The organism is Rhodococcus sp. 15-725-2-2b (assembly GCF_002259075.1).
Lineage (GTDB): Bacteria > Actinomycetota > Actinomycetes > Mycobacteriales > Mycobacteriaceae > Rhodococcoides.
The window spans coordinates 156300-168831 of sequence record NZ_NPFL01000009.1; the positions used below are offsets into that span (position 1 = coordinate 156300).

13 protein-coding genes are annotated in these 12532 nt (G+C 65.4%); all 13 read left to right on the forward strand.

Annotation, left to right across the window (positions count from 1 at the left end):
• The first annotated feature begins 11 nt into the window (after nucleotides 1-11).
• Complete coding sequence (gene folP / locus CH306_RS12010; protein WP_176459166.1) at nucleotides 12-860, forward strand: dihydropteroate synthase; 849 nt, start codon at nucleotides 12-14, stop codon at nucleotides 858-860.
• Nucleotides 857-1261: a dihydroneopterin aldolase gene (gene folB / locus CH306_RS12015; RefSeq protein ID WP_094646723.1), complete on the forward strand. Its 405-nt coding sequence runs from the start codon at nucleotides 857-859 to the stop codon at nucleotides 1259-1261. The genes folP and folB overlap by 4 nt, the downstream gene beginning before the upstream one ends.
• Nucleotides 1258-1800: a 2-amino-4-hydroxy-6-hydroxymethyldihydropteridine diphosphokinase gene (gene folK / locus CH306_RS12020; protein ID WP_094646724.1), complete on the forward strand. Its 543-nt coding sequence runs from the start codon at nucleotides 1258-1260 to the stop codon at nucleotides 1798-1800. Before folB ends, folK begins: the two co-directional genes overlap by 4 nt.
• Nucleotides 1797-2267, forward strand: coding sequence for a DUF3180 domain-containing protein (locus CH306_RS12025; protein WP_094628620.1), 471 nt, complete (start codon nucleotides 1797-1799; stop codon nucleotides 2265-2267). Before folK ends, CH306_RS12025 begins: the two co-directional genes overlap by 4 nt.
• Before the next feature lie 90 nt (nucleotides 2268-2357).
• Nucleotides 2358-3722: a DUF6779 domain-containing protein gene (locus CH306_RS12030; protein ID WP_094646740.1), complete on the forward strand. Its 1365-nt coding sequence runs from the start codon at nucleotides 2358-2360 to the stop codon at nucleotides 3720-3722.
• Between the two features lie 114 nt (nucleotides 3723-3836).
• Nucleotides 3837-4751 (forward strand): Rossmann-like and DUF2520 domain-containing protein, encoded by a 915-nt coding sequence (locus CH306_RS12035; RefSeq protein ID WP_094646725.1) that lies wholly within the window; start codon nucleotides 3837-3839, stop codon nucleotides 4749-4751.
• On the forward strand, nucleotides 4748-5686 hold the full coding sequence (gene panC / locus CH306_RS12040; protein ID WP_032395165.1) for a pantoate--beta-alanine ligase: 939 nt from the start codon (nucleotides 4748-4750) through the stop codon (nucleotides 5684-5686). The genes CH306_RS12035 and panC overlap by 4 nt, the downstream gene beginning before the upstream one ends.
• Nucleotides 5687-5695: 9 nt before the next feature.
• A complete protein-coding gene (gene panD / locus CH306_RS12045) occupies nucleotides 5696-6127 on the forward strand; it encodes an aspartate 1-decarboxylase (RefSeq protein WP_032395164.1) in 432 nt (143 codons plus the stop codon).
• A 4-nt stretch (nucleotides 6128-6131) separates the two neighbouring features.
• Nucleotides 6132-6932 (forward strand): type III pantothenate kinase, encoded by an 801-nt coding sequence (locus CH306_RS12050; RefSeq protein ID WP_032395163.1) that lies wholly within the window; start codon nucleotides 6132-6134, stop codon nucleotides 6930-6932.
• A 122-nt stretch (nucleotides 6933-7054) separates the two neighbouring features.
• Nucleotides 7055-7624 carry a cysteine dioxygenase gene (locus tag CH306_RS12055; protein ID WP_032395162.1) on the forward strand — a complete coding sequence of 190 codons (570 nt, stop codon included), beginning with the start codon at nucleotides 7055-7057 and terminating at the stop codon, nucleotides 7622-7624.
• Between the two features lie 11 nt (nucleotides 7625-7635).
• Nucleotides 7636-8058 (forward strand): rhodanese-like domain-containing protein, encoded by a 423-nt coding sequence (locus CH306_RS12060; protein ID WP_045200894.1) that lies wholly within the window; start codon nucleotides 7636-7638, stop codon nucleotides 8056-8058.
• A gap of 36 nt (nucleotides 8059-8094) precedes the next feature.
• Complete coding sequence (gene lysS / locus CH306_RS12065) at nucleotides 8095-9618, forward strand: lysine--tRNA ligase (RefSeq protein WP_094646726.1); 1524 nt, start codon at nucleotides 8095-8097, stop codon at nucleotides 9616-9618.
• Between the two features lie 274 nt (nucleotides 9619-9892).
• Nucleotides 9893-12433 carry an ATP-dependent Clp protease ATP-binding subunit gene (locus CH306_RS12070; RefSeq protein ID WP_032380134.1) on the forward strand — a complete coding sequence of 847 codons (2541 nt, stop codon included), beginning with the start codon at nucleotides 9893-9895 and terminating at the stop codon, nucleotides 12431-12433.
• Nucleotides 12434-12532 lie beyond the last annotated feature (99 nt).

Consider the following 12532-nt stretch of genomic DNA (forward strand, 5'->3'; position numbering starts at 1 on the left):
GTCGATTCCCGATGAGCCCGGCGCGAAGTATCCCCCCGGCACCCGTCGTCATGGGTGTACTCAACGTCACTGCCGATTCGTTCTCCGACGGCGGTCGATACCTCGACGTCGACGCTGCCGTCGAACACGGGTTGGCGATGCATCGTCGCGGCGTCGACATAGTCGACGTCGGTGGTGAGTCGACGCGGCCCGGAGCAGACCGGATCGATCCGACACTCGAGGCGCAGCGTGTCGTACCGGTCATCGCTGCGCTCGCCGAAGCAGGGGTGGCCACCAGCGTCGACACCATGCGTGCCTCGGTCGCCGAGGCCGCAATCGAGGCCGGGGTATCGATCGTCAACGACGTCTCGGGCGGTCGGGCGGATCCGGCCATGGCCGGGGTGGTTGCGGACGGCGGATTGCCGTGGATCCTGATGCACTGGCGAGCCGCCGGATCCGAATACCGGCACGCCGGTCCGGCCGATCGGTACCACGACGTGGTCGCCGACGTCCGCAGCGAACTGCTCGAACAGGTCGACCACGCAGTGGCCGCAGGAGTGGACACCGCGATGCTCGTGCTCGACCCGGGCCTCGGCTTCGCCAAGAACGCCGAGCACAACTGGCAACTGCTCCGTGGCCTCCCCGATCTGGTGTCGGCCGGCTTCCCGGTTCTCGTCGGTGCCTCCAGGAAGCGATTCCTCGGATCACTGCTGGCGGACGACGACGGTTCTCCGCGACCGCCGGACGGGCGAGAGGTCGCCACGGCCGTGGTGTCGGCGCTCGCCGTCGCCGGGGGAGCGTGGGGTGTGCGCGTGCACGACGTTCGAGCGTCACTCGACGCGGTGGCGGTCGTACGGGCATGGCAGGGTGATCGGGCATGAGCGAGATCAGCAGCCGCGTCGGCACCGGGACGCGTCGCGGCGACCGCATCGAACTGCGTGGCCTGACGGTGCGCGGCAATCACGGCGTCTTCGACTTCGAGAAGCGAGACGGGCAGGACTTCGTCGTCGACATCACCGTCTGGATGGACCTGCGGCCCGCGGCCGAGACCGACGACCTGACGCGAACCTTGCACTACGGAGAACTGGCCGAGCACGCCGCGGCTGTCGTCGCTGGCCCGTCGAAGGACCTGATCGAGACGGTCTCGGCCGAGATCGCCGAGGTCGTGCTGGCGTACGACTCACGCGTCGACGCGGTGGAGGTGGTGCTGCACAAGCCGTCGGCACCCATCCCGTTGACGTTCGGGGACGTTGCCGTGGTGGCGTACCGGGAGCGGTCGTGACCCGGGCGGTGCTGTCCATAGGCAGCAACGTCGGTGATTCGCTGGCCCACTTGCGTTCTGTCACAACCGAATTGGGGTCACGGCTGGTGGCCTGCTCGCCGGTCTATCGCTCCGCTCCCTGGGGCGGCGTCGAGCAGCAGGACTTCCTCAATGCCGTCGTGGTGGCCGAGGACGAAGCGTTCGACGCCTGGGATTGGTTGCGCTTCGGGCAGCGCCTCGAGGAGGCGGCCGATCGCGTTCGAGTCCAGCGGTGGGGGCCGCGGAGCCTCGACGTCGACGTGGTCGTGTGCGAGAACCTGATCAGCGAGGACCCTCGTCTGATCCTTCCGCACCCGCGCGCGCACGAGCGGGCGTTCGTCCTGCTGCCGTGGCTGGACGTCGAACCGGACGCCACCCTGCGGGTCGGCGACGACGATGTGCCGGTGACCGAATTGCTCGCGCGACTGTGTCCGGAGGAGCGTGCGGGAGTTGTCCAGCAGGAGTGGAGCCTGCAGGAACGACCGGAAGAGCAAGAGGGCGTCGGTGATGGGTCGTGGTGACCAATCCCACCAAGGTCTGGGATGTGCTGGGTCTTTTCCTGGTCGCCTCGATAGGCACGTGGTTGCTGGTTCGGGTCTTCTACGGCTCGTTGCCTCCGATTCCGGTGTACGCCGGGGCGTCGTTGTATCTGGTCGCGGTGGTGCAAGTGGTCACCGCGGTGATCGTTCGCAACCGCATCGCCGAGCATCGGGTGGGCAGCGGTCTGCACGATCTGCACCCGTTGACTGTGTTCAGGGCGTTGGTGTTGGCCAAGGCATCGATGCTGGTGGGGACCGCTGTCGTCGGAGTGTGCGTCGGGTTTCTGGTGTACGTGATACCGCGTGCGGCGACGGTGCGGGCAGCGTCGTCGGACAGGGCCGGAGCCGTCGTCGCGCTCGTGGCGGGACTGGCCGTCGTCGCTGCCGCGGTGTGGCTCGAACAGTGCTGCCGTACCCCGGAAGACCGTGACGACGAGCGTTCTCGGTAACGCTCGAAACATTTGATTGTTACCTCGGTTGTGTAAGTGATCGGTCGAGGATGACTATTTGCGAACGATTTGCCAGTTACCCTTGTGAACATGACAGATCAGACTCGCGCAAAGAAGGGACGCCGTAAGAGGCGTAGTGCGAGCCAGCTGTTCCTCGCGGCGCTCGTCGTGTTCGGCATCATCGCCAGTGTGTTGTTGCTCTTCACCGAGAGCGTGCAGTGGATGAGGGTCGGTGTCCTTTCGGCGCTGTGGGCTGCGGTGATCGGTGCGTTCGCGATGACCAAGTACCGGCGCGAGGCGGCCGCCGATCAGATCAAGGCCAAGGATCTGCAGACGGTCTACGAGTTGCAGTTGGCTCGGGAGATCTCGGCGCGACGCGAGTACGAGATGAACGTCGAAGCCCGGGTTCGCAGCGAATCGCAGCTCGAGATCGACGAGGTCGCAGCACTGCGCAACGAACTCGCTGCCCTCCGCCAGAACCTGCAGGTGCTCTTCGACGGCAATCTGCCCACCGAACGTGTCGCACTGCGTGCCGAAGCGATGAGGATGCAAGAACTCGGCGGACGCGGGTACGACAGCTACCAACCTGCACCGTCCGGCCTGTACGTCCCCGGTCGCGGCAACGGTTCGATGGCACCGGGAACCGGCCTCAACGGAGTCGGAACTCCCTACGACGAGCCGGTCACAGCCGAGACGTCGGTGGTGTACCCCGAGGATCCGGACGAGATGCCGCAGGCCACGGCTTCAGCAGCGGCATCGTCGGCTGCCGAATCGGCCCAGGATTCGTACGCCGATGATTCGTTCGAGGAGACGAGTCACGACACGGACGCCTCCGACACGGACGCGGACCCGTACGAGCGACCTGCAGCGCAGGCCCGCCCCTACGGCGCACCGAGACCGGCGGGGCGCGTGACGCCGCCCAGCTCCCCTTTCACCGCATACGACTTCGAGCAGACGCGTCGACCTGCGGCCGAGCCGGAACCCGAGGCGGAGCCAGAGCCGCAGGCCACAGCCGAGACCGAACACACGGAGGTCGATTCGGTCGGTTCGTACTCCACGGGTTCGTTCTCCGCGGACTCGTTCTCCGGGGACTCGTATTCCACGGAGTCCTATGCTGCGGATCCTTTCTCCGCGGAGCCGAACACGCAATCCGAGAACGAGCCCGCCGCGGACCGGAACGGCGACGCCCTCTCTGCGTCGCGCGCCTCGCTGCGTGAATCGGCGGACGCGTTCTTCGCGGCCGATCACGACTACCGGACATCGGTTGAGGACACGTCCGTCTCGCCCCGACGCGGCCGTAGGCGCGCGGAGTCGACCGACGACGAGGATGCGTCGGGCGCACACTCGAACGGTCGATCCGTCGCCGAGATCATGGCCGGACTGCAAGGCGGAGGGTCCGGAGATGCGGCCACGACCGACCCGGGCACACGCCGCCGTCGCCGTCGCGCACACTGAGAACCAGATCACACAGTTCTTCCATGGCCCGCGAGGGGTCGCGGTCGCTATTGTTCCGTGCAGGACGTCCGGTACCCGCAGAGCGGGACTGGAACGAACGAGAGGAAATTTTCGGTGACCTCATCCGGGTTCACTGGTGGTCTGTCTCCGGCTCGCTTGACGGTAGGTGTCGTCTCGGCGGGACGGGTCGGTACCGCATTCGGTGAGGCGCTCGAACGCGTCGGGCATGTGGTCGTCGGTTCCGCTGCCGTGTCGGACGCGTCCATCACGCGGGTGCGTGAGCGGCTCCCCGAGTCCCAGGTGCTGCCCGTCGACGAGGTTGCTCGTCGCGCCGAACTGCTGATCCTGGCGGTACCGGACAGCGAGTTGGCATCGATCGTGGCGGGCCTGGCGTCCACCGGAGCGGTGGCACCGGGAAAGTTGGTGGTGCACACCTCCGGCGCGAACGGGATCTCGGTGCTCGAGCCGCTGTCCGCTCTCGGTGCCGTGCCGTTGGCGATCCACCCGGCCATGACGTTCAGCGGCGGAGTCGAGGACACCGACCGGATGACGGCGGCGTGCTTCGGCATCACCGCAGGCGACGAGATCGGCTACGCGGTGGCGCAGGCCCTGGTGCTCGAGATCGGCGGCGAGCCGGTGCACGTGCCCGAGAACAATCGGCCGCTCTACCATGCCGCGCTCGCGCACGGCAGCAATCACCTCGTCACGCTTGTGGTCGACGCGGTCGAAGCCCTCCGAGTTGCATTGGCCGGACCGGGTTTTCCCGGTTCGGATTCCGAACGCGGTGTGCCCGAGCGTGTTCTGGCTCCACTGCTCGAAGCTGCGCTGGACAATGCTCTGCGCAACGGACAGTCGGCGCTCACCGGGCCGGTGGCCCGCGGCGATACCGCGGCCGTCGGCAAGCATCTCGACGTACTCGAATCCGTGGATTCGAGGATCGCAGCCGGATACCGCGCGCTGTCCTTGCGATCGGCGCAGCGGATCGGTGCCAAGGCAGACCTGATCGAACTTCTGGAAGGCAATCGATGACCCTCGCGGGGAGCTACACCAAGGGGCAGTTGACGGTTCACCACGATCCTGCGGTGATCACGTCGGTGTCGAAAGCACTTCGGGGCGTCGGGAAGCAGGTCGCTCTGGTTCCGACCATGGGCGCGCTGCACGCCGGGCACGTGCAGTTGGTGCGGCAGGCCAAGCTCACCGGTGCGGTGGTGATCGTGTCGATCTTCGTCAACCCGCTGCAGTTCGGTGTGGGCGAGGACCTCGATGCCTACCCGCGCACCCTCGACGCCGATGTCGCGTTGCTGCGTGAGGAGGGCGTCGAACTGGTCTTCGCGCCGTCGGCGTCGGACATGTATCCGTCGGGTCCGCGCACCACCGTCAATCCCGGACCGCTCGGCGCAGAGCTCGAAGGCTCGAGCAGGCCAACGCATTTCGCCGGAATGCTCACCGTGGTGGCCAAGCTGCTGCAGATCGCGGCTCCGCATCGCGCGTACTTCGGCGAGAAGGACTACCAGCAACTGACACTGATCCGGCAGATGGTGCGCGATCTGAACTTCGACGTCGCCGTCATCGGGGTCCCGACGGTTCGCGAGCAGGACGGTCTTGCGCTGTCCTCGCGTAATCGCTACCTGGACCCCGAGCAGCGTGACGCTGCGATGGCGCTGTCGGCCGCGCTGGTCGCCGGGGCGCACGCCGCGGCCGGGGGAGTCGAGGCCATCATCGCCACTGCGCGTGCAGTTCTGGACGAGGCTCCGCTGGTGCAGGTCGACTACCTGGAGGTGCGCGACCCGCATCTCGGTCCGGCTCCCGAACGTGGGGACGGCAGACTGCTCGTGGCGGCCAAGGTCGGCACCACGAGATTGATCGACAATGTCGGTGTCGCAGTCGGCACCGGTTTTCTGGAGGCAGGAGTGGAGCCTGCGGAACGACCAGAAAAAATTAGTCCCGACGATCCGAAGAGCTGAGGGCACAACATGTTTCGAACAATGATGAAGTCCAAGATCCATCGCGCCACCGTCACGCACGCCGATCTGCACTACGTGGGCTCGGTGACCGTCGATCAGGATCTGATGGAGGCAGCCGACCTGCTCGAAGGCGAACAGGTCACCATCGTCGACATCGACAACGGTGCGCGGCTCGAAACGTACGTGATCACCGGTGAGCGCGGCAGCGGTGTCATCGGGATCAACGGCGCTGCAGCACATCTGGTCGATCCGGGTGACCTGGTGATCCTGATCGCCTACGGCGTGATGAACGAGCAGGAGGTGGCCGACTACGCGCCGAGGGTGGTGTTCGTCGACGAGAAGAACCGGCCCGTCGAGCTGGGAAGCGATCCGGCTCATGCGCCCGCGGGCTCGGGTCTGATCACACCGCGCGATCTGCGGGCCGATTCCGTGCTGGTCTGATTCGATGCTCCTCGCGATCGATGTACGCAACACCAGTACCGTGGTCGGCCTGTTCACCGGCACCGGTGATCATTCGAAGCTACTGCGAGACTGGCGCATTCGAACCGACCCTCATGTGACGGCCGATGAACTGGCACTGATGCTGCGCGGCCTGCTGGGTGAGGACGCGGAACAGATCACCGGAATCACCGCACTGTCGACCGTTCCGTCGGTGCTTCGAGAGATGCGGACGATGCTCGCGCGCTACTGGGATCACGTGGTGCACGTGATGGTCGAACCCGGCGTGCGGACCGGCGTGCCGTTGCTGGTCGACAATCCCAAAGAGGTCGGTGCCGATCGCATCGTCAATACCCTTGCCGCACACGACCTGTACGGAACGGCGTGCATCGTGGTGGATTTCGGAACCACCACCTGCGTCGACGTCGTCTCGGCCAAGGGGGAATTTCTCGGCGGTGCCATCGCTCCCGGGCTGGAGATGTCCGCGTCGGCCATGTCCACTCGCACGGCCACGCTGCGTGAGGTGGAGATGATCCGGCCCCGTTCGGTACTGGGCAAGAACACCGTGGAGTGCATCCAGTCGGGCACCATCTTCGGGTTCGCCGGTCTGGTCGACGGCCTCGTCGGGCGAATTCGACGAGAGGTTCCCGAGGTGACGGGCGCGGACGTCGCCATCATCGGTACCGGAGACATCGCAGCGTTGATCTTGCCCGAGTCGACGACCATCGAGCACCACGAACCCGACCTGACCCTCGAGGGGCTGCGTCTGGTCTACGAACGCAACATGGCCAAACGACGCCCCCGCTGAACGGCTGGCGCATCGTGCGATGGTGTGCCAGAATCGTCGGCGTGATGACGTGCATGGCCACCCAGGAGTGTTGTCGAGGCTGAACCCTGCCTCGTTCGTACACACCCCTGGAGTAGAGCTTCATGCTTTCCACACCTGTACTTTCCGTACCTTCGCGCACCCCTTTGTCGTCGCGCTCGGTCTCGACGCTTCCGACCCGGTTGCGCCCACCCGACCTGCTTCGCATCACCGACCAGGGCGCATCCGACGTCCTCGAGGGCCGCTTCGACCACCTGCTTCCCGGCGGCGGCCGCTGGCCGACCGACGAGCGTTGGGCCGCCCGACTGCATTCCGACGACGACCTCGACGTCTGGTTGATCAGCTGGGTTCCCGACCGTTCCACCGAACTGCACGATCACGCGGGATCGCTCGGTGCGCTCACCGTTCTCAGCGGTTCGCTTCTCGAATATCGTTGGGCCGGAACAGGACTGAAGGAGCGTCACCTCGACGCCGGTGATCAGGCGTCGTTCCCGCTCGGTTGGGTTCACGACGTGATGCACGATCCGGCGTCCACCACGACCGGCCCCACCCTCAGCGTCCACGCCTACTCGCCGCCCCTGACGGCGATGTCCTACTACGAAGTGACCGAACGGTCCACGCTGCGTCGCACCCGTAGCGAGCTCACCGACGAACCCGAGAAGGCCACGCTGTGACCATCCCCGCCATGACCATTGTCGAAATGCTCGAATCCGCACGCGAAACCATCGATCGAATGACCGTCTTCGAGCTGCGCGACGCCGTCGACCGCGGAGCCGTCGTCGTCGACATCCGCCCCCAGGCGCAGCGCGCCGTCGAGGGAACGCTGCCCGGTGCGCTCGCCATCGAACGCAACGTCCTCGAATGGCGTCTGGACCCGACGAGCGATGCGCGCCTGGCGATCGCCGTCGACCACGACGTCGAATGGATCGTCATCTGCTCCGAGGGTTACACCTCGTCTCTCGCCGCCGCGTCGCTCAAGCTGCTGGGTCTGCACCGGTCCACCGATCTGGTCGGCGGTTACCAGGCGCTGAAGTCGGCAGGACTGCTCGGTGTACTCACGCAGGCGAAGCACTGCGTCCGTGAGGCCGAGGCCGTCGCTGCGCACTGATCGTCCGCACCGGATCGGACTGTAAAGTGTGTGCGCGTGACTGACACAGCTTCCACCCAGCAGGCCGACGACACCCCGGAGCAACTACGGATTCGTCGTGCCAAGCGCGCCGCGCTGCTCGAGCGTGGGGTCGAGGCGTATCCGGTGTCGGTTCCACGCACGCACTCCTTGCTCGAGATCAGGACCGAATTTCCCGAACTCGAACCCGACACGACGACCGGCCTCATCGTCGGCGTCGTCGGCCGGGTCATCTTCGTGCGCAACACCGGCAAGCTGTGTTTCGCCACGCTGCAGGAGGGCGACGGCACCCAGCTGCAGGCCATGATCAGCCTGGCAGGTGTCGGCGAGGACGCTCTCGCCCTGTGGAAGTCCGATGTCGATCTCGGCGACTTCGTGTTCGTGCACGGCGAGGTGATCAGCTCCCGCCGCGGCGAGCTGTCCGTGATGGCCGACGCGTGGCAGATCGCATCGAAGTCGTTGCGGCCGTTGCCCGTCGCGCACAAGGAACTGAACGAAGAGACGCGCATTCGGCAGCGGTATCTGGATCTGATCACGCGTCCGGAGGCCAGGGAAACCGCCCGCAAGCGCATCGCCGTCGTCCGGGAACTACGCAACGCACTCGAGCGTCGCGGCTTCCTCGAGGTCGAGACTCCGATGTTGCAGACCTTGCACGGCGGCGCGGCGGCTCGGCCGTTCGTCACCCATTCCAATGCCATGGACACCGACCTCTACCTCCGGATCGCGCCGGAACTGTTTCTCAAGCGCTGCGTCGTCGGCGGCATCGAGAAGGTGTTCGAGATCAACCGGAACTTCCGCAACGAGGGTGCCGACTCCTCGCATTCGCCGGAGTTCGCGATGCTCGAGACATACGAGGCCTACGGGACGTACGACGACTCGGCGAAAATGACGCGTGAACTCGTCCAGGAAGTGGCCATGGCCGCACTCGGGTCCACAGTCGTCACGCTGCCCGACGGCACCACCTACGACCTCGGCGGCGAATGGACGACGCTCGAGATGTACCCGTCGCTGTCGGAATCGCTCGGATTCGACGTCACCCCCGACACCACCGTCGACGAACTGCTCGCGATCGCCGACAAGGTCGGGGTCGAGGTGCCGCGCAAGGACGGCGTCCCGATCTACGGCCACGGCAAGCTCGTCGAGGAACTGTGGGAACACCAGGTCGGCGACGCGTTGACCGAGCCCACGTTCGTCCGTGACTTCCCGGTCGAGACGTCCCCGCTGACGCGTCAGCATCGCAGCAAGCCCGGCGTCACCGAGAAGTGGGATCTCTACGTTCGCGGATTCGAGTTGGCCACCGGTTACTCCGAACTGGTCGACCCGATCATCCAGCGTGAGCGTTTCGAGGATCAGGCGCGTCAGGCCGCGGCGGGCGACGACGAGGCCATGGTGCTCGACGAGGACTTCCTCGCCGCGATGGAACAGGGCATGCCGCCGACCACCGGAACCGGCATGGGCATCGACCGCCTCCTGATGGCACTGACCGGCTTGGGAATCCGCGAAACGATCCTGTTCCCCATCGTCAAGCCTTCCCAGGCCTGATCGAACGGAGAAGAGCTGTTCGCCAGCAGCGGACAGTGAACGGGAAACGTTTTGCATAGTGCCTGCGTTATGAACAATAAGCAGGCAAGGCAGTCCGCACACGTGGGCCGTCGCGCAGCATTTCAGGGGTGGAGGGTCGGCGTTCGTCACGTCGGCCAACTACAGTGAGAAGCAGTCTTACCTTCAAATGCACAAGCGACCCGGCGTGTTGGACACTGCGGCGCTAGAAGAACTGGTGGGCGAGCTACCACCCGCCAAGAAGTGAGGGAGAGCGATGTTCGAGAGGTTCACCGATCGCGCGCGGCGTGTTGTCGTCCTGGCTCAAGAAGAAGCCCGGATGCTCAACCACAACTACATCGGCACGGAGCACATTCTGCTCGGCCTCATCCACGAGGGCGAAGGCGTCGCAGCCAAGTCTCTCGAGTCGCTGGGCATCTCCCTCGAAGGAGTACGCAGCCAGGTAGAGGAGATCATCGGCCAGGGTCAGCAGGCTCCGTCCGGTCACATTCCGTTCACCCCGCGCGCCAAGAAAGTACTCGAGCTCAGCCTGCGTGAAGCACTGCAGCTCGGCCACAACTACATCGGCACCGAGCACATTCTGCTGGGACTGATCCGCGAAGGCGAAGGCGTCGCAGCTCAGGTTCTGGTCAAGCTCGGAGCCGACCTCAACCGCGTGCGTCAGCAGGTCATCCAGCTGCTGTCGGGCTACCAGGGCAAGGAGCCGTCCGAGAGCGGCAGCGGCCGCGGCGAGGCGGGCACCCCGTCGACGTCACTGGTTCTCGACCAGTTCGGCCGCAACCTCACCCAGGCGGCGCTCGAAGGCAAGCTCGACCCGGTCATCGGTCGCGCGAAGGAAATCGAGCGCGTCATGCAGGTGCTGTCGCGTCGCACCAAGAACAACCCGGTGCTCATCGGCGAGCCCGGTGTCGGTAAGACCGCGGTCGTCGAGGGCCTGGCTCAGGCCATCGTCAACGGCGAGGTTCCCGAGACGCTCAAGGACAAGCAGCTCTACACTCTCGACCTCGGCTCGCTCGTGGCCGGCAGCCGTTACCGCGGTGACTTCGAGGAGCGCCTGAAGAAGGTGCTCAAGGAGATCAACACCCGCGGCGACATCATCCTGTTCATCGACGAGCTGCACACGCTCGTCGGCGCAGGTGCCGCCGAAGGTGCCATCGACGCAGCATCGATCCTCAAGCCCAAGCTGGCTCGTGGCGAGCTGCAGACCATCGGTGCCACCACCCTCGACGAGTACCGCAAGTACATCGAGAAGGACGCCGCTCTCGAGCGTCGTTTCCAGCCCGTCCAGGTCGGCGAGCCGACCGTCGAGCACACCATCGAGATCCTCAAGGGTCTGCGCGATCGCTACGAGGCACACCACCGCGTCTCGATCACCGACGGTGCCCTCGTCGCTGCCGCCACTCTGGCCGACCGGTACATCAACGACCGGTTCCTGCCCGACAAGGCAATCGACCTCATCGACGAAGCGGGCGCGCGGATGCGCATCCGCCGGATGACCGCGCCGCCAGACCTGCGCGAGTTCGACGACAAGATCGCCGACGCGCGCCGGGAGAAGGAATCGGCCATCGACGCACAGGACTTCGAGAAGGCTGCGAACCTGCGCGACAAGGAGAAGACGCTCGTCGGTCAGCGCGCCGAGCGGGAGAAGCAGTGGCGCTCCGGTGACCTCGACGTCATCGCCGAGGTGGACGACGAGCAGATCGCCGAGGTTCTGGGTAACTGGACCGGCATCCCCGTCTTCAAGCTCACCGAGGAAGAGACCACTCGTCTGCTCCGCATGGAGGACGAGCTGCACAAGCGGATCATCGGTCAGGTCGAGGCAGTCAAGGCCGTCTCGAAGGCGATCCGTCGTACCCGTGCAGGACTGAAGGACCCGAAGCGTCCGTCGGGCTCGTTCATCTTCGCCGGCCCGTCCGGTGTCGGTAAGACCGAGCTGTCGAAGGCTCTGGCGAACTTCCTCTTCGGCGAGGACGACGCACTCATCCAGATCGACATGGGCGAGTTCCACGACCGCTTCACCGCGTCGCGCCTGTTCGGTGCTCCTCCCGGATACGTCGGGTACGAAGAGGGCGGCCAGCTCACCGAGAAGGTCCGTCGCAAGCCGTTCTCCGTCGTGCTGTTCGACGAGATCGAGAAGGCACACCAGGAGATCTACAACACCCTCCTGCAGGTGCTCGAAGACGGTCGTCTCACCGACGGCCAGGGACGCACGGTCGACTTCAAGAACACCGTGCTCATCTTCACCTCGAACCTCGGTACCTCGGACATCTCGAAGGCAGTCGGCCTCGGCTTCTCCTCGGGCGAAGGCACCGGATCGAACTACGAGCGGATGAAGCTGAAGGTCAACGACGAGCTGAAGAAGCACTTCCGCCCCGAGTTCCTCAACCGTATCGACGACATCGTCGTGTTCCACCAGCTCACCAAGGACGAGATCATCCAGATGGTCGATCTCATGCTCAACCGAGTCGAAGGTGCGCTCAAGAACAAGGACATGGCGATCGAGGTCACCGAGAAGGCGAAGTCGTTGCTCGCCAAGCGCGGATTCGACCCCGTCCTGGGTGCGCGGCCACTGCGTCGCACCATCCAGCGCGAGATCGAGGACCAGCTGTCGGAGAAGATCCTCTTCGGCGAAATCGAAGCCGGCCAGATCATCCTGGTCGACGTCGAGAACTGGGACGGCGAAGGCGCAGGCGAGGACGCGAAGTTCACCTTCCGCGGTGAGAAGAAGGCGATCATCGTCCCCGACGAAGTCCCGGTCGATCTGGCCAAGGCCACCGGAGACAGCGACAGCGAGTAGCTCCACCAGCTCCACACAACGGGCGATCCTCTTTCGAGAGGATCGCCCGTTGTCGTCTGTCCACCCGTCCACCCACTCAGCCCGCCTACCCACCCGCCC

Excerpts from the sequence above, each read along its gene's own strand:
- CH306_RS12060 (WP_045200894.1), top strand. The coding sequence starts at position 7,636 with ATGACCATTGTCGAAATGCTCGAATCCGCACGCGAAACCATCGATCGA.
- CH306_RS12070 (WP_032380134.1), top strand. The coding sequence starts at position 9,893 with ATGTTCGAGAGGTTCACCGATCGCGCGCGGCGTGTTGTCGTCCTGGCT.
- CH306_RS12030 (WP_094646740.1), top strand. The coding sequence starts at position 2,358 with ATGACAGATCAGACTCGCGCAAAGAAGGGACGCCGTAAGAGGCGTAGT.
- panC (WP_032395165.1), top strand. The coding sequence starts at position 4,748 with ATGACCCTCGCGGGGAGCTACACCAAGGGGCAGTTGACGGTTCACCAC.
- CH306_RS12050 (WP_032395163.1), top strand. The coding sequence starts at position 6,132 with ATGCTCCTCGCGATCGATGTACGCAACACCAGTACCGTGGTCGGCCTG.
- folB (WP_094646723.1), top strand. The coding sequence starts at position 857 with ATGAGCGAGATCAGCAGCCGCGTCGGCACCGGGACGCGTCGCGGCGAC.
- CH306_RS12055 (WP_032395162.1), top strand. The coding sequence starts at position 7,055 with ATGCTTTCCACACCTGTACTTTCCGTACCTTCGCGCACCCCTTTGTCG.
- folP (WP_176459166.1), top strand. The coding sequence starts at position 12 with ATGAGCCCGGCGCGAAGTATCCCCCCGGCACCCGTCGTCATGGGTGTA.
- panD (WP_032395164.1), top strand. The coding sequence starts at position 5,696 with ATGTTTCGAACAATGATGAAGTCCAAGATCCATCGCGCCACCGTCACG.